The organism is Xenorhabdus mauleonii (genome assembly GCF_900113945.1).
Lineage (GTDB): Bacteria > Pseudomonadota > Gammaproteobacteria > Enterobacterales > Enterobacteriaceae > Xenorhabdus > Xenorhabdus mauleonii.
In genome coordinates this window covers 87,966-109,132 of sequence record NZ_FORG01000010.1, presented here as the reverse complement: position 1 = coordinate 109,132, position 21,167 = coordinate 87,966, and the positions used below count along the sequence as shown (strand labels likewise).

At 43.7% G+C, this 21,167-nt stretch carries 17 protein-coding genes and 1 other RNA gene; 6 read left to right on the top strand and 12 right to left on the bottom strand.

Features of this window, described 5'->3' with window-relative positions; translation table 11 throughout:
* Positions 1-8: 8 nt before the first annotated feature.
* From ubiH to BM100_RS11500, 3 genes are all read right to left on the bottom strand, one after another.
* On the bottom strand, positions 9-1,199 hold the full coding sequence (ubiH, locus tag BM100_RS11510; RefSeq protein WP_092511056.1) for a 2-octaprenyl-6-methoxyphenyl hydroxylase: 1,191 nt from the start codon (positions 1,197-1,199) through the stop codon (positions 9-11).
* Positions 1,200-1,224: 25 nt separating this feature from the next.
* A complete protein-coding gene (gene pepP, locus BM100_RS11505; protein WP_092511054.1) occupies positions 1,225-2,541 on the bottom strand; it encodes a Xaa-Pro aminopeptidase in 1,317 nt (438 codons plus the stop codon).
* Positions 2,542-2,659: 118 nt separating this feature from the next.
* Positions 2,660-3,235, bottom strand: coding sequence for a YecA/YgfB family protein (locus BM100_RS11500; protein WP_092511052.1), 576 nt, complete (start codon positions 3,233-3,235; stop codon positions 2,660-2,662).
* Positions 3,236-3,500: 265 nt separating this feature from the next.
* Here BM100_RS11500 and zapA point away from each other — a divergent pair, with 265 nt between their 5' ends.
* The 3 genes from zapA (at position 3,501) to BM100_RS11485 (ending at position 4,838) form a co-directional block, all read left to right on the top strand.
* Complete coding sequence (zapA, locus tag BM100_RS11495) at positions 3,501-3,803, top strand: cell division protein ZapA (RefSeq protein WP_092511050.1); 303 nt, start codon at positions 3,501-3,503, stop codon at positions 3,801-3,803.
* Positions 3,804-3,992: 189 nt separating this feature from the next.
* Positions 3,993-4,176: non-coding RNA, 6S RNA (gene ssrS / locus BM100_RS11490), on the top strand.
* A 47-nt stretch (positions 4,177-4,223) separates the two neighbouring features.
* Entirely contained in the window at positions 4,224-4,838 is a 615-nt protein-coding gene (locus BM100_RS11485) for a 5-formyltetrahydrofolate cyclo-ligase (RefSeq protein ID WP_092511048.1), read from the top strand.
* A 113-nt stretch (positions 4,839-4,951) separates the two neighbouring features.
* Here the strand turns inward: BM100_RS11485 and serA are convergent, their stop codons facing one another.
* Positions 4,952-6,193 (bottom strand): phosphoglycerate dehydrogenase, encoded by a 1,242-nt coding sequence (gene serA / locus BM100_RS11480; RefSeq protein WP_092511046.1) that lies wholly within the window; start codon positions 6,191-6,193, stop codon positions 4,952-4,954.
* A 269-nt stretch (positions 6,194-6,462) separates the two neighbouring features.
* The gene (rpiA, locus tag BM100_RS11470) at positions 6,463-7,122 is read right to left on the bottom strand and encodes a ribose-5-phosphate isomerase RpiA (protein ID WP_092511044.1); all 660 of its coding nucleotides are present in this window, start codon (positions 7,120-7,122) and stop codon (positions 6,463-6,465) included.
* Between the two features lie 141 nt (positions 7,123-7,263).
* Between rpiA and BM100_RS11465 the strand changes: the two genes are divergently transcribed.
* Positions 7,264-8,169, top strand: a complete 906-nt coding sequence (locus tag BM100_RS11465; protein ID WP_092511042.1) for a LysR family transcriptional regulator ArgP — start codon at positions 7,264-7,266, stop codon at positions 8,167-8,169.
* Here BM100_RS11465 and BM100_RS11460 read toward each other — a convergent pair.
* From BM100_RS11460 to acnB, 5 genes are all read right to left on the bottom strand, one after another.
* Positions 8,166-8,900 carry an oxidative stress defense protein gene (locus BM100_RS11460; protein ID WP_092511040.1) on the bottom strand — a complete coding sequence of 245 codons (735 nt, stop codon included), beginning with the start codon at positions 8,898-8,900 and terminating at the stop codon, positions 8,166-8,168. The genes BM100_RS11465 and BM100_RS11460 overlap by 4 nt on opposite strands.
* A gap of 83 nt (positions 8,901-8,983) precedes the next feature.
* Positions 8,984-9,607 (bottom strand): arginine exporter ArgO, encoded by a 624-nt coding sequence (argO, locus tag BM100_RS11455; RefSeq protein ID WP_092511038.1) that lies wholly within the window; start codon positions 9,605-9,607, stop codon positions 8,984-8,986.
* Between the two features lie 268 nt (positions 9,608-9,875).
* Positions 9,876-10,757 carry a small-conductance mechanosensitive channel MscS gene (gene mscS, locus BM100_RS11450; protein WP_092511036.1) on the bottom strand — a complete coding sequence of 294 codons (882 nt, stop codon included), beginning with the start codon at positions 10,755-10,757 and terminating at the stop codon, positions 9,876-9,878.
* A gap of 221 nt (positions 10,758-10,978) precedes the next feature.
* Positions 10,979-11,350: a YacL family protein gene (locus BM100_RS11445; RefSeq protein ID WP_092511034.1), complete on the bottom strand. Its 372-nt coding sequence runs from the start codon at positions 11,348-11,350 to the stop codon at positions 10,979-10,981.
* Positions 11,351-11,513: 163 nt separating this feature from the next.
* On the bottom strand, positions 11,514-14,111 hold the full coding sequence (gene acnB, locus BM100_RS11440; RefSeq protein WP_092511032.1) for a bifunctional aconitate hydratase 2/2-methylisocitrate dehydratase: 2,598 nt from the start codon (positions 14,109-14,111) through the stop codon (positions 11,514-11,516).
* A 728-nt stretch (positions 14,112-14,839) separates the two neighbouring features.
* Here acnB and BM100_RS11435 point away from each other — a divergent pair.
* Together BM100_RS11435 and BM100_RS11430 are read left to right on the top strand one after the other, a co-directional pair.
* A complete protein-coding gene (locus BM100_RS11435; RefSeq protein WP_169924652.1) occupies positions 14,840-15,472 on the top strand; it encodes a GNAT family N-acetyltransferase in 633 nt (210 codons plus the stop codon).
* Positions 15,473-16,417: 945 nt separating this feature from the next.
* Positions 16,418-17,446 (top strand): pyridoxal-phosphate dependent enzyme, encoded by a 1,029-nt coding sequence (locus BM100_RS11430; protein WP_092511028.1) that lies wholly within the window; start codon positions 16,418-16,420, stop codon positions 17,444-17,446.
* Positions 17,447-17,537: 91 nt separating this feature from the next.
* Here BM100_RS11430 and lpdA read toward each other — a convergent pair whose 3' ends face one another.
* Both lpdA and aceF read right to left on the bottom strand, forming a co-directional pair.
* Positions 17,538-18,965, bottom strand: coding sequence for a dihydrolipoyl dehydrogenase (gene lpdA / locus BM100_RS11425; RefSeq protein ID WP_169924653.1), 1,428 nt, complete (start codon positions 18,963-18,965; stop codon positions 17,538-17,540).
* A 329-nt stretch (positions 18,966-19,294) separates the two neighbouring features.
* Positions 19,295-21,160, bottom strand: a complete 1,866-nt coding sequence (gene aceF, locus BM100_RS11420; protein WP_092511024.1) for a pyruvate dehydrogenase complex dihydrolipoyllysine-residue acetyltransferase — start codon at positions 21,158-21,160, stop codon at positions 19,295-19,297.
* Positions 21,161-21,167: the final 7 nt, after the last annotated feature.

Sequence of the window (21,167 nt, the reverse complement as noted above, 5' to 3'; positions counted from 1 at the left end):
CTTTCCTCTTAATTTGCCAATGATGACTGGGCAACCCAACCCAATGTCTGGCGGGCAAGTAGATCCCGCGTCAGCGGTAGTGTTTCCATTGTCATCAGGCCAAGACTGCGCCCAATCTTCAACGGCAAGTAGTCATTGGCAAATAACCGAACCAATCCGTCCGTGATGCCAATAGTGTTTTCGCGATCAATCTGACGCTGTTGCTGGTATTGAGCCAACACTTGGTAGGAGCCGATATCCTGCCCTGAGGCTGCCGCTGCTGAGATAACGTGTGCCAGCGCCATGACATCACGTATTCCCAAATTAAACCCTTGCCCGGCAATTGGGTGCAAGGTCTGCGATGCGTTGCCGACCAAAGCAACACGGTGGCTTATCTGCTGGCTGGCTGTCGATAACGCTAACGGATAACTGTGTCGCTGACCGGTTTCCAACATTTTTCCCAGCCGCCAGCCAAATGCTTTCTGTAAATGTTGAAGGAATTCATGTGAGTTCCAGTGATTAACTTCTGCCTGTTTTTCCGATGGATGGCACCACACCAGAGAACTGCGCCCTTCTGACATCGGTAACAGCGCCAACGGCCCATGCTCAGTAAAACGCTCAAATGCCCTTCCCTGAGGATGTTCAGACGTCAAAATATTGGCGATAACTGCCACCTGACCATAAGATTGTTGCTGATATGGAATATGGCATGCCTGCGCAATTGCAGAATGGCTGCCATCCGCAGCCACCAGCAATTCTCCGGTCAGCTTTTCACCATTGTTCAACGTAACAACGACAGAATTTTCCAGACGCTCGATAGAATCGACTTTAGCCGGGCAATAGAACTGGATATTTGGCGATTGATTTAATAAATCAAACAGATGGGTTCCTGCATCGTGCAATTCAATAACATTGCCCAATGCAGGAATATCATAATCATTGGCATGAATATTAACAAAACCACTATGACCACGATCGCTGACATGAACGTGAGTTATTGGCGTGACGCAATTTTTCAATGCCTGCCAAATCCCTATCTGATTCAGGCGCTGGCATGTGCCGTAAGCTAAGGCAATGGCTCTTGCATCAAACCCCGGATGCTCCTGAGTAGGCTCTGCTGCTTCAATCAAGGAGACTTTCAGTTGCCCCCGACTTAGTGAAGAAATGGCCAGCGCCAATGTCGCCCCGGCCATTCCTCCTCCCACGATAATCACGTTCATGATAACTTCCTGATTACTGAATCTCTTAATTCTGTTTTGCCTGTGCCATCAGAGCTTCGATTTCATCCGGATCTTTCACGACATACTCAGTCAGATTTTCATTCCCGGTATCCGTAATCACGATATCATCTTCAATACGAATACCGATGCCGCGATATTCCTGTGGAACATCCGCATCCGATGCAATATAGAGCCCCGGTTCAACGGTCAGAACCATGCCCGGTTCCAGAATGCGGTCACGATCGACACCGTAATCACCGACATCATGTACATTTAGTCCCAACCAATGACTTAAACCATGCATGAAAAATTGGCGGTGTGCATTGGTTTCGATCAATTGTTCGACGTCTCCATGCATAATTCCCAGTTTTACCAATCCTTCAACCATAATACGCACAACACGCTCCATCACTTTGTTGATGCTGGTGCCCGGTTTATACAGTTCAAGGGAGACATTGATAGCTTCCAGCACAATGTCATAAATTTCACGTTGAGGACGGGTAAACTTGCCATTGACCGGGAATGTACGCGTAATGTCGCCAGCGTATCCTTTATATTCACATCCCGCATCGATCAACACCAAATCACCATCCCTCATGCGGCGATCATTTTCAGTGTAATGCAGAATGCAGGCATTTTCTCCTGCACCAACAATAGTGTTGTAGGCCGGGTAACGGGCGCCATGATAGGTAAATTCATGATGAATTTCGGCTTCAAGCTGATATTCAAACATATCGGGGCGGCAAGCTTGCATAGCTCTGATATGTGCCTGAGCACTGATTCGACCGGCTACGCGCATGGCTTCCAGCTCTGTTTCTGATTTAAACAGGCGCATTTCATGCAACCACGGGCGCCAATCTGCCATTACTGACGGGGTTTTGAAATTGCGGCGGCTGTTCTCACGCAATTTAGCCAAGGCGCCAAAGACGATTTCATCAGCGTATTCAAACTCACCCTGAGCGTGATAAACCACTTCCAAGCCATTTAACAACAAATAAAGCTGATTATTGATATCATCAATTGGCAGTGCGCGATCCACCCCCATTTTGTCCAATGCAGCTTCTTGTCCAAGACGACGACCAGACCAAATTTCCGCAGTCAAATCGCGAACACGATTGAACAGCACACTGTGATTATGTGTGTCATCGCTTTTGATCAGCACCAGAACGGATTCTGGCTCACTGAACCCTGTAAGGTACAAAAAATCACTGTGCTGACGATAAGGATATTCGCTATCTGAGTTGCGTGTCGCAGGCGGGGCAGAAAAAATAATGGCTGCACTGCCCGGTGCCATTTTTGCCAATAATGCCTGACGACGGGATAAATATTCTTGTTTAGTCATACCCACTCCTGCGATTTCATTATTATTAGTTGGAATACCCGCCCATTACCACGTTGCCGCTATGTTGGTTGCAACATGGATAATTGCAACATAGATGAGAACGGGTATGTATCGCCAATCAGTGCAACGTTGGCTTTTCGTTTTTTGCACTACTTGAAGTTTTTGGTACCGCTAAAGCGATGTAACAGAGTTGGACTGCAACACGAACATATTCCAATACTTCCTCTAGAGCCTGGGACAGTTCTTCCTGATCTTCACTTTCGTCGTACCCTAGCATACCGATGTTACGTAAGTCGGTGATAATTTCCTGAATTTCCGCTTTTTCTGTCAATTTGGGATTCGCAACGCCTATTCCCAACAGAAAATGGTTGACCCATCCCGCCAACGCATCTGCGCATTCAAAAATTCCCGCTTCTTCATCAGGGAGCAGTAAATTAAACGCAAAATTACTGTCATCCAGTGATTCAAACGTTGTTTCGTATAATTCTCTCAGCGGCTGAGATAAAACCTGAGAAAATGCCAGACCATCATTTGCGAGGTCATGCACCAAGGCTTGCCAACTATTGTCGTGATTTCCACCACACAGTAATCCACTGATTAAGCCGTGCATTTCTGCTGCTGTCAGTGCTACGGACTGTTGATGCAAAATTTCATCAAATGATTGATAATTAGGTAATGAGTTTTGTATAGACATGTATATTGATCATCGTTGGCGATATAAGTTCATGCTATGCTACCATCAAGGGGAGTCGCTATACCAGACAGCACACACCGATATAAAAAGGGGGGCTTTTGGTATTGTACAGTAATGATTGGTGTCGGCCTTGTTTTTATACCACAATTAACTTTGCACCCAATAGATTTCAAGTTGCAATTCAGCCCATTAAGCCGCAAGTTGAAAAGTAAAGGGTGTCTATCAGAATCAAGGTATCGGCACAGTATTAAATCAGGAAGGTGTCATGTCTGCACAACCAGTAGATATTCAGATTTTTGGGCGGTCATTACGTGTCAATTGTCCACCAGAGCAAATAGAGGCATTGCAAGCTGCTGCTGAGGAACTTGAACAACGTTTACATAATCTCAAAGAGCGCACCAGAGTCACTAACACTGAGCAACTGGTTTTTATTGTGGCACTGAACATTTGTCACGAGTTGGCACAAGAAAAAGTGAAAACCCGTGATTACGCCTACAATATGGAACAAAAAATAAAAATGCTCCAGCAGTCCATTGAAAAAGCATTGTTAGAACAAAATAAAAGCTAGAACAGGGTAGTAGTCAGAAGAAAATAGAATTATCTGATATTCTACCTATTCAACAAACGCTATTTTGTTGATAAATTAGGCAGTAGTTACTAAGGCTTAATATAAGCAGTTGCTTTCTTCATTTAGTTCCATACAATAGGCTCCATAGCATCGCTTAAAGCCTAACTCGATGGTTTAAGCAGCAAAAAAATTTCTCTGAGATGTTCGTCAGCAGGTAAGTCCCCTGAGCCGATATTTCATCTCTATAGAATGTAGTGCTCCGTTTCTTGTGAGCATGCTTGGCTCGACTAAGAAGCCTAATAGAAGCGACACTGCGTTCACCTTGAACCAAGGGTTCAAGGGTTACCACCTGCAACGGCATCTTGGAGAACCTCAATTTTATCTGTTTTGTATCCTTTTCTGCATTAATAGGCAGGTATCATGCAATCAGATTCTTTTTTCTTTCCTCAATTTTTATCCCTGCGAAAATCAATTCGCCAAAAAGTTCGACAGTTACGCCAAAATCTATCATCTGAGCAACAATTGCAGTTTGCCCAACAAGTCGCTGATAGTGTTGTTACTCATCCAAAGATCCAGCAAGCTGAAAAAATGGCGGTGTACCTTTCCTTTGATGGAGAGCTGGATACCGGCCCTTTGATCCAGCAGCTCTGGCGACAAAACAAACAAGTCTATCTACCCATCATTCACCCGTTCAGCCGGCATCATCTGTTGTTCCTGCGTTACTGTCCCGACTCTCCCCTTGTGCGCAACCGTTTTAACATAGAAGAGCCATTGTTGGATGTCAGGCATGTGTTACCGGTTTCCGAGCTTGATGTGATGTTTATTCCACTCGTCGCTTTTGACTCTAAAGGCCAACGCTTAGGAATGGGCGGCGGATTTTACGACAGAACTTTGGCAAACTGGCAGGAGCAAAAATTTTATCCCATTGGATTGGCTCACGATGTTCAATTGGTCGAAACCTTACCCAGTGAGAAATGGGACATTCCCTTGCCAGAAATTATTACGCCGGGAAAGAGATGGCAATGGCATGAATAGTTAACCGGTTGGCCTTGATATGAGAACCTGAATAGCAGGGGTCATAATTCTTCTTACCCCTGCTTTTTACCACTAAAATTTACTACAAAAATGGCCTATAACATCAAGCCAAATCAGTAAAGCAAACGAGAACGGATTGTACCCGGTACCGTTTTCAGTTGTTGCAATACCAGCTCCGCTTGAACCGGACTTTGGGTCGTGATATCGATAACCACATAACCAATATCACCCTCAGTCCGCAAATATTGCGCTTCAATGTTAATTGATTTTTCGGTAAATACTTGGTTAATGCTGGTCAGGATGCCCGGACGATTTTCATGGATATGCAGCAAACGGTGAGTATCTTTGGCGTGGGTAGGCAGAGAAACTTCCGGGAAATTGACTGCTGACAGAGTCGAGCCGTTGTCAGAATATTTCACCAGTTTACCCGCGACCTCTGTACCAATGTTTTCCTGAGCTTCCTGAGTTGATCCCCCGATATGTGGTGTCAACAGTACGTTGTCAAATTTGCTCAGTGGTGAAATGAAAGGATCGCTGTTTGTTGCAGGCTCTACAGGGAACACGTCTATCGCCGCACCGGCAAGGTGCCCGATTTCCAAGGCTTCACTCAATGCCGGAATATCCACGACTGTACCACGTGATGCATTGATTAGAATTGAGCCAGGTTTCATCAGTTCCAATTCTGACGCACCAATCATATTTTTAGTTGAACCAGTTTCAGGAACATGCAAACTGATAACATCACTCATATTCAATAGTTCAGACAGATGATGAACTTGCTGTGCATTGCCTAATGGCAATTTATTTTCAATATCATAGAAATAGACGTTCAGGCCGATGCTTTCAGCCAGAATGCCAAGCTGTGTGCCAATATGGCCGTAACCAATAATGCCTAATTTTTTTCCTCGTGCTTCATAACAGCCTTTGGCTTGCTTATCCCATACACCAACGTGTGCTTTTGCATTTGCCTCAGGAATTCGACGTAATAACAGCAGTAACTCACCCAATACCATTTCGGCTACTGAGCGTGTATTAGAAAATGGGGCATTAAAGACAGGAATACCGCGTTTTGCTGCCGCTTTCAGATCCACTTGGTTGGTGCCGATGCAGAAACATCCCACTGCAACCAATTTTTCCGCTGCGGAGAGAATCTCTTCCGTTAACTGGGTACGAGAACGGATCCCGACAAAACGAGCATCACGAATAGCTTTTTTTAGTTCTTCTGGTTCCAGTGCTCCTTTATGATATTCAATATTGCTGTATCCAGCCGCTTTTAAACTATCTACTGTACTTTGGTGAACGCCTTCCAGTAGCAAAAATTTAATTTTGTCCTTTTCTAAAGATACCTTAACCATTTGCCCGCCCTAGTTGTTCTAACTTTCATGACTCCCATAGGTTCCACCAAAATAACAAAAAAAACGACAACGGCAATACAATCGATTGCTCATATTACAGAACAAGCAACAGTAAATAAGTTGTTATACAAAGTAAAATATTTGGTTACAGATAAAAGACAGGATTTTGAGTTTTTTTTAGATGGAGGTGTGATAGATATCTCTGAATTTTCTTTTTTTTAATAAATAAAAAAATATTTTGAGGGCAGGATATTCTGCCCTCGGAATGATTACTCTGTAAGCGTTTTAACGCCGTCCGCTGTACCAACCAGCACGACATTGGCACCGCGATTGGCAAAAAGGCCAACCGTTACCACACCGGGAATGGCATTGATTCTGTTTTCTAACTCAATAGGGTCAACAATGGACAGATTATGAACATCCAAAATGTCATTGCCATTATCAGTCAGGACATTTTGACGATAAACCGGCGTTCCGCCCAATTTAACCAACTCACGGGCAACATGAGCACGGGCCATGGGGATCACTTCAACCGGCAGTGGGAATTTACCCAACACATCGACTTGCTTAGAAGCATCGATAATGCAAATAAATTTCTCTGCAACTGCGGCAATGATTTTTTCCCGAGTCAATGCAGCCCCACCACCTTTGATCATCTGCATCTGGTCATTGATTTCATCCGCGCCATCAACATAAACCCCCAAAGTATCCACTTCATTACAATCGAATACGGGAATACCGAGGCTTTTTAATTTTTCAGTTGACGCTTCTGAACTTGAGACTGCACCTTCAATTTTATCTTTGATAGTGCCCAATGCATCAATAAAATGCGCTGCCGTTGAACCCGTACCAACACCGACAATTGTACCGGGTTTGACATATTCCAATGCTGCCCAACCTACTGCTTTTTTCAGTTCATCCTGAGTCATATCAATCACAGCCTATAATCAGTTACAAGGAAAAATCTGACGGCTAGTATAAACAATATTGCCTCTTCCCACGAAAAAATATGGCATAGTGCTAGGCAGGCAAATAAACACAGGCATTACAACCGGAGAATTTTATTTTTAATGAAACGTCCTGATTATCGATCACTACAAGCACTGGATGCAGTGATCCGAGAACGTGGTTTCGAGCGGGCGGCACAAAAACTTTGTATCACCCAATCCGCGGTATCCCAGCGGATCAAACAATTGGAAAATTTGTTTGGTCAGCCACTATTGGTTCGCACCGTACCCCCCCGCCCCACAGAGCAAGGGCAAAAACTGCTCGCGCTATTACATCAGGTAGAGTTATTGGAAGCACAATGGCTTGGTGACGAAAATGGTAATGATACTCCGCTACTGCTCTCTCTCGCAGTGAATGCGGACAGTTTGGCAACATGGCTTTTGCCGGCCCTTCATCCGGTTTTATCTGATTTGCCTATTCGATTAAATATTCAAGTGGAAGATGAAACCCGAACTCAAGAGCGTTTACGGCGTGGAGAGGTTGTCGGGGCGGTGAGTATTCAATCCCAACCTTTGCCAAGTTGTTCGGTGGATAAGTTGGGTGCTCTCGATTACTTGTTTGTTGCTTCACCAAAATTTGCTGACCGTTTTTTCTCAAATGGTGTGACACGTTCCGCATTACTGAAAGCACCTGCGGTTGCATTTGACCACTTGGATGATATGCATCAGGCATTTTTACAACAGCACTTTGATTTATCTCCGGGCAGCGTTCCTTGCCATATTGTCAATTCCTCTGAAGCATTTGTTCAATTGGCAAAACAAGGCTCGACTTGTTGCATGATCCCTCACTTACAAATCGACAAGGAACTACAGGCGGGGGAATTGGTTGATTTGACTCCTGGTTTATACCAGCGCCGCATGCTTTATTGGCATCGCTTTGCCCCAGAAAGCGGAGCAATGAGGAAAGTCACTGACGCCCTGCTGAAATTAGGGCGCCAAATGTTACGTCAAGACGATGAAAACCATTAACGTTGCAATTCAAAAACCGCATCAACGTGGTCAGAGAACTCAATGCTCTGGGATTCATAAGTTTCATCGGCTGCGTCTGACGCAGGTGCTGCCATCAAGGCTGCCTGATATTTCAGGCGGCTCATTGGTGCAGCCACGGCTTGAGGGGCACGGTAATTGATACTATAGACAGGCCCCAGTTTACCATTGAACCCTTTTGCCAGCGCAGTTGCCTGTTGAATGGCATTATCAATCGCTTTTTGTCTGGCTTCATCACGATAACGCTGTGGGTTATCAACACTGAATTGAATTGAATTAATTTCATTCAATCCTGCTTTTAAAGCGCCATCCAACAATGTATTCAGTTGGTCTAATTTATGAACTTTAACTTCAACTGAACGTGATGCACGGTAACCCGTAATAGTTGATTTGTTAGTTTTCTGCTCATATTGATATTCTGGTTGAGTGCGTAAATTAGCGGCATCAATATCTTTCTTGTCAATGCCGTTGTTTTTCAGAAAATCAAAATATTTTGCAACACGGCCATCTACTTTTTTCTTCGCATCTGCCGCACTCTTTTGAGTTTCACTCACATTGATAATTAAAGTCGCCATATCTGGTGTTGCTTTAATTACCGAGTTACCCGATGTAGAAATATGTGGAACAGTAGGTAATTCAGCTGCCGACGCTGTCATTGCAGACAGGCTTCCAAAAGCCATCATTGCGGCCAGTACCAGTGATTTATGTTTCACAAAACCTCCTTCAAATACAGCAAGTTTACATTAGTCGATACTTTCAGAAACATTAGCACACTATCTATAAAGAAGTATCGTTATCAGTAAAAAATCTGTAAGCCCTGCTTAATTAATCCCCAAGCGATATACCACATCACACAACCAACAAAAAGATTAATAATTCGTTGTGACTTGGGCTGATTTAATACGGGTGATAACCATGAAGACAGAAGCGACAACGCAAAGAACCAGCTAATCGATGCCATGACAGCCCCAAAAACGAACCATGACCGAAATTCCGCTGATAATTGCCCGCCGATGCTCCCCAGCACTACAAAAGTATCCAAATAGACATGAGGATTCAGCCACGTCACTGCAAACAGCGTCATTATGACCCGCCAGCGGTTTTGAACTACATTTTCCGCATAGGAAAGTTCAGTATTTGCCGATAAGGCCGTACGGAAAGCCCCCCATCCATACCACAATAAAAATGCAACGCCACCCCATGTTACGGCCTGTAGTAAAAATGTAGATTGCCCAAGCAGGGCGCTTCCACCAAAGACTCCAGCCGTCATGAGTACAGCATCACTGATAGAGCATAACGCTGCGCTCATTAAATGAAATTGCTTTCGGCTTCCCTGCTGCATAACAAATACATTTTGTGGACCAAGTGGAATGATCATTGCGGCACTAAGGAAGAATCCCTGTATTAGAATCGATAACATGCAAATATTCCTAATAATTATTCAGTTGATTTAGGTATAAATGCATATTAGCCAATATAAAACATTAGAAGAAATGAATAATATTAATCTATCATTAGAAAAAGTGATGATGATTTTAGGCGGGGGAAATTATCTAGATTTGGTGTGAGCATAACTGTTCTCACACCAATGTTCTTATACCAATGTGCTTACACAAATATTCACACAGCGACATGGCTCTTACGACTACTGCCTATTGCCGTTCAAGATGCATCGCTATGGATGCCGCTTACTCACTCCGGTTGTCGATACTTTTTTGTGAAGCGATTTGTTGCTGGTGCAGATAAACATCCATTTGTGGGAACGGAATACCAATATTATGCTTGTCTAGGGCACGCTTAAAGTTTTCCATCAGATCCCAATACACATTCCAGGCATCGCCATTGACTGTCCATACACGCACAATAAAATTCAGCGAGGAAGGTGCCATTTCATGCAATCGGATAGTGACGCCTTTTTCATGCTGGATACGTTTATCTTCTTTGATGACATCGCCCAGCACTTTTTTCACTTCATCAATATCCGCATTATATGCTACTCCCACGATGATCTGGGTACGGCGGTTCGGCTCACGGCTTGTATTGATAATGTTGTCGGCAATAATCTTACCGTTGGGGATAACAATGATGCGATCATCTGCTGTGCGTAATGTCGTAGAGAAAATTTGCACTTGTATAACGGTTCCTTCCACGGCACCGATAATGACATATTCACCAGTGCGAAGCGGGCGAAACAGGACTAGCAAAACACCGGCAGCAAAATTAGACAGCGAACCCTGCAATGCCAAGCCGACAGCCAAACCTGCGGCACCGATCACGGCAATTACGGATGCAGTCTGAATGCCCAGCTTCCCAAGAACAGCGATAATCGTAAATGCAATAATGGCATAGCGAATAATCGCAGACAAAAAGTCGGCAATAGTAGCGTCGATATCACGTAATGACATAACACGCTTAACGGTTTTACTGACTACTTTTGCAATAAATAAACCCACAATAAGGATCAGAATGGCTGATACAATGTTCACTGTATACTGGATCAATAAATCCTGATTGTTGGCAAACCAACCCGCTGCTTTATCAATCTCATGCGACAGATTTAGCTCTTCCATACAAAGTCCACCATTATTGTTGGAACCTATTTCACTCAGTATCATTAAAGGTTATGAGCACCATCAGTTAGCATAGGTTCCTGTTCAAAAAAACAGAAAAATGACGATTGCAATATATACAACGGCAACACAAACGCTTGCAACATATCCAATGTTCATCACACAGAAAGTGATGGAATGCCGATTATGACAGAAAGCTATCATAGGTTGAACATTTGTACTTATGCTTGATTCTTTTGCAAAATAAATGCCCTGTAATCGTCGAGCATACCGATAAAATCGTCTGTTCCACAAAAAGCCAGGCTTTCGTTATCGTAATAACTCATTCCCTCTTCTATCATTTCAGTATCAAACTGGAGTTGATTAGCCCTGATCATTATCTCATCTTCACTCATTAATAGAGTGTATTCATGCCCCTCCAGCTGCCACTGTTTTTCACTACCTTTAATATCGCTCAATGCCGCGATAATTTTATCCAAGATGCTTAAATCACCTTTGACTTCTTCATTCAACCAATGGCCAATGGCTTCATGATCCATCGAGAAAAAAGTTGTCACATGACCAGCAATATCCTGCGTAAATTCATATTCCATCACGCACCTCCACTATTTTCCTGCTTATACCAAATCAACTTTTCTGGATTTTAAACATTTCCATTCATTCCACCTCAGAGGTAGTCCACAAACTGACACAAAACTCCCTGAATTACACATAAAAAAAGGAGGCTTTCGCCTCCTTTTAATGCAATATACTTTTTTATACTGCGGTTTGGAAGATAACTTCTTCCGCTTTTTCTGTGTATTGATTCAATTGATCAAAATTCAGGTAGCGATAAGTATCTGCCGCAGTTTCATCAACTTTATCCATAAATTGCAAATATTCTTCAGGCGTTGGCAAGCGTCCTAACAACGACGACACCGCAGCTAACTCAGCCGAAGCCAGATAAACATTTGCACCGGAACCGAGGCGATTCGGGAAGTTACGGGTAGATGTGGATACCACGGTTGCACCATCTGCTACACGAGCCTGATTCCCCATACACAATGAACAACCTGGGATCTCAATGCGCGCCCCACTCTTGCCAAAGACACTGTAATAGCCTTCTTCCGTTAATTGAGCTGCATCCATTTTGGTTGGAGGAGCAACCCACAAGCGAGTTGGTAACTGGCCTTTGTGTTGATCCAGTAATTTACCCGCCGCACGGAAATGGCCGATATTGGTCATGCAAGAACCGATAAAGACTTCATCAATTTTGCTGTTAGCCACTGCTGATAGCAGACGTGCATCATCCGGATCGTTTGGTGCACACAAAATAGGCTCTTTGATGTCAGCCAGATCGATTTCAATCACAGCAGCATATTCAGCATCTGCATCCGCTTCCAGCAATTGAGGATCTTTCAGCCAGTTTTCCATGCCAATAATACGGCGTTCCAGTGTCCGGCGATCGCCATAGCCTTCCGCAATCATCCACTTCAGCAATACGACATTCGATTGCAGGTATTCGATGATTGGCTCTTTATCCAGCTTAATGGTACAACCTGCCGCAGAACGCTCCGCAGACGCGTCAGCTAATTCAAATGCCTGCTCAACTTTAAGCTCTGGCAGACCTTCGATTTCAAGAATACGGCCAGAGAAGATGTTTTTCTTGCCCTTCTTCTCGACAGTCAGCAAGCCTTGCTGAATCGCATAGTAAGGTATCGCATGAACCAGATCACGCAACGTGATGCCAGGCTGCATTTTTCCTTTAAAACGAACCAAAACAGATTCAGGCATATCCAACGGCATCACGCCTGTTGCAGCAGCAAAAGCCACCAAGCCAGATCCAGCAGGGAAAGAGATACCAATCGGGAAACGAGTGTGAGAATCACCGCCAGTACCGACAGTATCCGGCAACAGCATACGGTTCAGCCATGAATGGATAATGCCGTCTCCCGGACGCAGCGATACCCCACCACGGTTCATGATAAAGTCAGGCAGAGTATGGTGTGTTGTTACATCAACCGGTTTTGGATAAGCCGCAGTATGACAGAATGACTGCATGACCAAATCCGCAGAGAACCCCAGACACGCCAGATCCTTCAATTCATCCCGTGTCATTGGCCCTGTGGTATCCTGAGAACCGACAGAAGTCATCTTAGGCTCACAGTATTCTCCCGGGCGGATACCTGCTGTACCGCAAGCACGGCCAACCATTTTCTGAGCCAGTGAGAAACCACGATCGCTTTTCGCAACTTCTTTTGCCTGACGGAATACATTGCTGTGCGGCAGCCCCAGAGATTCACGCGCCTTTCCGGTCAAGCCACGTCCGATAATCAGTGGAATACGACCACCGGCACGCACTTCATCAATGAGTACATCCGTTTTCAGTTCAAAAGTAGCCAGTAACTCATTTGTTTCATGATGACGGATTTCACCTTTATGCGGGTAAATATCAATCACATCACCCATGTTGAGTTTGGATACGTCCACTTCGATGGGCAAAGCGCCAGCATCTTCCATGGTATTGAAGAAAATTGGCGCAATTTTGCCGCCCAATACTACGCCGGCACCGCGCTTATTCGGCACAAACGGAATGTCTTCACCCATAAACCACAACACAGAGTTAGTTGCTGATTTGCGGGAAGAGCCAGTCCCAACAACGTCACCAACATAGGCCAGCGGATAGCCTTTTTGATTCAATGCTTCGATTTGTTTAATCGGGCCTACGACACCGGCTTGATCAGGCTCAATACCTTCGCGGGCATTCTTGAGCATTGCCAGAGCATGCAGAGGAATATCAGGACGTGACCAAGCATCAGGTGCTGGAGAGAGATCATCGGTGTTAGTTTCACCCGTGACCTTAAAGACCGTAACAGTAATTTTTTCTGCTAATTCAGGGCGCTCAAGGAACCATTCTGCGTCGGCCCATGATTGAATAATCTGTTTAGCATGAGCGTTGCCGGCTTTCGCTTTTTCTTCCACATCATAGAAGCTATCAAACATCAGCAGCGTATGAGAAAGCGCTTTTGCTGCGATAGGCGCCAATTTTTCATCATCAAGAGCGTCAACTAAAGCGTGGATATTATACCCGCCCTGCATGGTTCCCAATAATTCGGTGGCTTTTTCATGAGTAACAAGAGGAGAAGCCGCTTCCCCCTTGGCAATAGCGGCAAGGAAACCCGCTTTGACATAAGCGGCTTCATCTACACCAGGGGGAACTCGATTGGTCAACAGATCTAGCAGGAAATCTTCTTCACCTTGAGGTGGATTCTTCAGTAATTCGACCAGCGCGGCTGCTTGAGCTGCGTCTAACGGTTTAGGGACGATGCCTTGAGCTGCACGCTCGGCTACGTGCTTGCGGTATTCTTCTAGCACGACTTACTCCTCGCTCTCATTGTCATTTTATATACCCGGCTGTCTGCACCCGGTCCGATCATTGAAAACGTTAATCCAAAAACAATCCGTTAAAACGATCGTTGAGGGTGCCAGGTCAGAGGATTTTGCTCGCATAACCTCAGAATTATGCCCAGCTTTGGGCGTTTAGCATACCAAAATTTGAATGACATGTTAATTCATTCACATAAAATCAACATTAAACAGCGATAAAATTCTAGATAAGAGTCACTTAAGCGTGTATATCAGGCAAAAATTCTGTTTTTTTCTGATGTATCTTGAAAATACTGAATTTTATTCTTCCATTTTTCAAATTTTCTTTTTTCTCATAGAGAACTTAACAAACTTCTCGCATTGCCTTAAAAAATAAAGGAATGTTAAATTTATTTAAGTGTTATTGAATAAAAAAGGCACCATATCATAAAAAATCTCCACCATAATTTATTACCAATTTCCCATAAATTCTCTCAATCGAATATTTATACGAAAGCATTCCGAAAAGTTTAATATTTTGAATATGTAAAAACAAGGCTATGTCTTTATCAACTGGCATAATAAATAACAATAAAATGCTGTATAATAATTTTAAGATAATATTTTAAATTTTAAAATATGGCTTTTGATGGTTATCAATTCATTAAACGTCCACCTAGTTTTCTATGGAGATGCTATATTTTGTAAAGCAGTCAAATGCACTGGAGATTTTTGCCATGAAAAATTACTCATTGTTTAATAACATTAAATCACTGCTCCCTATAGGTTTATCACCTAAAGAAAGATATAAAAGGAAATATGCAACAACTATTAGAGAAGTTGATAGAAATCAAATGCTCAGACATCTTGATCGCATGAATATTAATACTTCTGACTTCGATCTAACTAAAAATGAATATTCCGTAAGGCAGCAATCTTTTACATCCGTTTATGAAGGAATACAAAAAGACCACCCACATCCCCTGCTTTCTACTTTAACTTCAACAAATTCAAATTCTGGGCATCGTTATTTTGTCTGCTTCACGCAAGTTAATATACCTGTTGGTATTATGGTGTTTTTACCAGGCACATCTGGATTTAGTTATGGAAAGCCAGATTACATAGATTATCTGCTCACACATCCTGGCGCTCAAGGTATTGGAAGTTTGTTGGTTGAAAAAGCCGTGGAGTCATTAACTAACGAAGAGCTACGGGTAAACTCTAAACACTATGCTGAACCTTTTTACGAAAGGCTCGGATTTAAAGCAGAAAGTCATAATATTGATACTATTTCAATGACATTGATCCCTAAAGAAAGTCCACAGTGGGAAAAAGTCAATAATTTCTATCGATTAAAAGCATATCTTTAAAACTCCTCCCTACAACATTTTTAAATATATTAACTTTGTTCAATAAAAATCAATGAAAAAAGCAATAATATTTATCAAATAGATACGGCTTTCATCTGAAGGCTGTTTCAGTTTACTCAAATAAAAACTCAAATATCATCTGGGCATCCATCATAAGCGGTCCTAACGCTTCTATAATCCAAGTAAGATTGATCCAATTTAATAAAAAAAAGCCATATATTTGATTCTAACAATCTAAATAGAAAAATCTAATTCGTTATTTTTCATATAAACAGAGCGCCAGCTAGAGAAGACAAATTACGCACGGATAATTATAGTGTTATAACATAATAAACCCTCGACATGTGACAACCAAACTAAATAAATATGATTTAAATGGACAGCAACATTTATATATAACAAGAGAAATATATATGACATCGGATATATGGCGAATCATTCAACATATCCCCAGCCATTTACCTAAAAGCACAGCACTATATGCTACATACAAATTATCTAAGAAGCACAAAAAGCCCATAAACCATAAGACAAAATAACCAATAATGGCACCCGAAGTAAACAAAAAAACAATAATTACGTAACAATAAAACTCACTCACTTTATATATGGAGGAAACATTCCCGATAAAACACCATGACTAAATTAAAAATGCTGAGGCCAACGCCAGGGCTTTGCATAATACTCAGTAGAGGTTGCTGTTCTTGATATCTCATTTTCAAGTTCACAACATAGTATTACCTTCTCTATTTGAAGCTAAAAATTAATACAATTAATTTATCGGAGCAATGGAAAAAACTAATTAAATAATGGAAAAATGTAACACTTCAAATAAGAAAAGATAATGGTGTAATAAAAACGACTCGATTTAGAAGAACGCAAATTTAAATACCAACTAACTCGGTGAGAATTTTTTATCTATTCGATACATTGAAGGAATATATAATGAATCTTGATTTATTTAATCCACAAGATAACGTACCAAATACAGAAAAAGCATTTACTCTATTTCCCCAATTGAAAGAAATTTATGCCGCTCTGGGTAATACACCGTTAATTTCAGTGCCCTCACCAGAGGGAAAAGCCTCAATTCTTGCCAAACTTGAGTCTGAAAACCCGTTTGGTTCAGTGAAAGACCGAGTCGCCTTTGGTTTATTTTGTGATGCCATCAATAAACATGACTTCTCCCAAGGAGAACTAAAATTACTTGATGCTTCTGGCGGTAATATGGCGAAAGCCTTGGCTCATTTGGGCCGTATGTGCGATATCCCGGTACATGTGGTTATTCCTGATTCCGCCTCGGAAGAGTTAGTCGAGGACTTAAAAACGACCAACGCCATTATCACTCCTGTCGATCACAACCTTTTCCTGATGGGTGTTCTTGCTCGCGGTCAGCAAATTGCCCATGAAGACAGCAGTTGGACACTCCTCGCCCAACATATCAACCTGGTAAACACCACCATGCATCAATACCAAACCGGTGAAGAGATCCGGCGTCAATTAAACGGTACTTATGCTGATGGTTGGGTGGCAGCGGTAGGAACTGGCGGTACGCTAGCGGGTGTAAGTGCTGCCTTACGTCAGGATAACCCTCAACTGGTCGTCATGGCGAGCACAACAAAGGAATTACCTTACGGATCGCTTGCAGCACCTAACGGCAAGAAAAAGTTTGCGGGTGCCGGTGGTTTTGGCTGGGGTTTCCGTCAGCCTTTTATCCAAAAATTCATGCCGGAAGAACCACAGTTCAACCCAGTCTCCTATGAAGAAGCCATTACCGCAATGTATGAGTTTTACCATCTGACTGGCATAAAAATTGGTTCGTCATCAGCCGCAAACTGGAAATCCGCATGGAAACTTGCAGAAACCATGACCAGTGATCAGCAAGTAGTCACACTGTTTGCTGATGCCGGGGTCGATGCTGAAAGAGAACAAGGCCGTGAGTGGTTTAATCAGCCCAAAACATTGACAGCATAACTCACGTTTTATTTGCGTCACAAAATGAAAAACGGCTCCCAGATGGAAGCCGTTTAAAATGTTTACCTAACCTACGGCAAAAGAGAAAAGATTATTTCTTTTTCTTTGCTTTTGGGTTTGGCAAGTCAGTGATGCTGCCTTCATAAATTTCAGCAGCCATACCGATTGATTCGTACAGCGTTGGGTGAGCATGGATAGTCAGAGCGATATCTTCTGCATCACAACCCATTTCGATAGCCAGACCGATTTCACCCAGCAGTTCGCCGCCGTTAGTACCCACAATAGCACCACCGATAACACGGTTAGTTTCTTTATCGAAAATCAGTTTGGTCATACCATCTGAACAATCAGAAGCGATTGCACGGCCAGAAGCTGCCCATGGGAAAGTTGCAGTTTCGTAATTGATGCCTTTCTCTTTCGCTTCTTTCTCAGTCAGGCCAACCCATGCAACTTCTGGTTCAGTGTAAGCTATGGAAGGGATAACTTTAGGATCGAAGTAATGTTTCTTGCCAGAGATAACTTCAGCAGCAACGTGACCTTCGTGAACACCTTTATGTGCCAGCATTGGCTGACCAACGATATCACCGATAGCGAAGATGTGCGGTACGTTAGTACGCATTTGCTTATCAACATTGATAAAGCCACGCTCATCAACTTCGACGCCAGCTTTACCTGCATCCAGAGATTTACCGTTTGGTACACGACCGATAGCAACCAGAACCGCGTCATAACGCTGTGGTTCTGCTGGTGCTTTTTTGCCTTCCATTGTTACGTAGATGCCATCTTCTTTAGCTTCTACCGCAGTCACTTTAGTTTCCAGCATCAGGTTGAACTTCTTGCTGACACGCTTAGTGAATACTTTAACAATGTCTTTGTCCGCAGCAGGAATGACCTGATCGAACATTTCCACCACGTCGATCTGAGAACCCAGAGCGTGGTAAACAGTACCCATTTCCAGACCGATAATACCGCCGCCCATAACCAGCAAGCGTCCTGGAACAGTTTTCAGTTCCAGAGCATCGGTAGAATCCCATACGCGAGGATCATCATGTGGAATGAATGGCAGCTGAATTGGACGTGAGCCCGCTGCGATAATGGCATTATCAAAATTAATCGTTGTTGCGCCGTTCTCGCCTTCAACTACCAGAGTGTTAGCACCGGTAAATTTACCAATACCATTCACAACATTAACTTTACGGCCCTTAGCCATACCGCCCAGACCGCCAGTCAACTGGGAAATGACTTTTTCTTTCCAGAGACGGATCTTGTCGATATCAGTTTGTGGCTCACCAAACACGATACCGTGTTGTGCCAGTGCTTTTGCTTCTTCAATCACTTTTGCAACATGAAGCAGCGCTTTGGATGGGATACAACCCACATTCAGACAGACACCACCTAGAGTAGAATAACGCTCAACCAGAACGGTATCCAAACCTAAGTCTGCACAACGGAAAGCAGCAGAATACCCAGCAGGGCCTGCACCAAGCACCACTACCTGGGCTTTAATTTCAGTACTCATCATGACCTCTTAATTGTTTGTCCGGCGGGTCAGACGAAAATACTCTTCGCATTTCACATTGCCGCTTTGCTGGCTTCGCTCTCTTATCCCAAGTACACAGTTATCCATGCTTCTGGGGATTTGTTCACTTGCCGCCGAGCTGCAACCTAAAATCCATTGAGTAAAAAAAACCTTATTCCACCGGGACGTACACACCGCGAGCAGTTTACAGAATTGTAAATAACCTGAAAAGTGCGTTAACGTGACAGAAATCTCAACCTGTCAGATATCAGGAGAAAATATCTGTCACGGTAGTAATCATTAGGCCGGTATATTTACCGGCCTGTGTATTACATCACCAAACGGCGAATGTCGCTCATCAACTGATTAATATAAGTGATGAAACGTGCACCGTCAGCTCCATCGATCACACGGTGGTCGAAAGACAGAGACATAGGCAGGATCAGACGAGGAACGAATTCCTTGCCATTCCAGACAGGCTTCATGGAAGAACGAGACAGACCCATGATTGCCACTTCTGGTGCATTTACAATTGGTGCAAAACCGGTAGTACCGATACCACCCAAGCTGGAGATGGTGAAACAACCACCCTGCATGTCAGATGCAGTCAGCTTACCGGCACGTGCTTTCTTGGAAACTTCAGCCAGTTCTCTGGACAGTTCCATGATGCCTTTCTTGTTGACGTCCTTGAATACAGGAACAACCAGACCGTTAGGCGTGTCAACCGCGATACCGATGTTGACATATTTTTTCAGAATCAGCTTCTGGCCATCTTCAGAAATAGAGCTGTTAAAGCGAGGCATTGCTTCCAATGCTTTTGCAGCCGCTTTCATCACGAATACCAATGGAGTGATTTTCACGCCCAGCTGTTTCTTCTCAGCTTCTTTGTTCTGTTGTTTACGGAATTCTTCAACTTCTGTGATATCCGCTTCATCGAACAGGTTAACATGAGGGATCATGACCCAGTTACGGCTCAGGTTTGCACCAGAGATTTTCTGGATGCGGCTCATTTCAACTTCTTCGATTTCACCGAACTTGCTGAAATCAACTTTCGGCCAAGGCAGCATGCCTGGCAGACCGCCGCCCGCAGCAGCAGGAGCTGCTTCTGCGCGTTTGATAGCATCTTTCACGTAAGCCTGAACGTCTTCACGCAGGATGCGACCTTTGCGGCCAGTACCTTTGACTTTCGCCAGGTTCACACCAAATTCACGAGCCAGACGACGGATCACTGGAGTTGCATGAACGTAAGCGTCATTTTCTGCGAATTCGTTTTTGCCTTCTGCTGGCTTGCTTGCTGCTGGCGCTGCTTTCGCAGGTGCTGCTGCAGGAGCTGGAGCCGCTGCTGGTGCTGCCACTGGAGCAGGTGCTGCGCCGGCAACTTCGAATACCATGATAAGAGAACCGGTTTTAACTTTATCGCCCGCAGCGATTTTGATCTCTTTCACAGTACCTGCGAATGGTGCAGGTACTTCCATGGAAGCCTTGTCACCTTCAACAGTAATCAAAGATTGTTCTTCAGCGATGGTGTCACCCACTTTGACCATGATTTCGGTTACTTCAACTTCGTCACCACCGATATCTGGTACATGAACTTCTTTCGCCGCAGAGGCTGCTGGCGCTGCTGGAGCAGCTACAGGGGCTGCCACTGGTGCTGCAGAACCCGCAACTTCGAATACCATGATAAGAGAACCGGTTTTAACTTTATCGCCCGCAGCGATTTTGATCTCTTTCACAGTACCTGCGAATGGCGCAGGCACTTCCATGGAAGCCTTGTCACCTTCAACAGTGATCAAAGATTGTTCTTCAGTGATGGTGTCACCGACTTTGACCATGATTTCGGTTACTTCAACTTCGTCACCACCAATATCTGGTACATGAACTTCTTTGCTTTCAGCCGCTACTGGCGCCGCAGCCGGAGCTGCCGCTTGCTGTGCCGGTGCTGGTGCAGCTTCTGCGGCACCATTTGCGGATTCAAAAATCATGATCAATTTGCCGGTTTCAACTTTATCGCCAACCGCAATTTTGATTTCTTTAACTACACCAGCCTGTGGAGATGGGACTTCCATGGAAGCCTTATCACCTTCAACTGTGATCAGTGACTGTTCTGCTTCTACAGTGTCACCCACTTTTACCATGATTTCGGTAACTTCAACTTCATCTGCACCGATATCAGGTACGTTAATTTCAATAGACATTAATCTT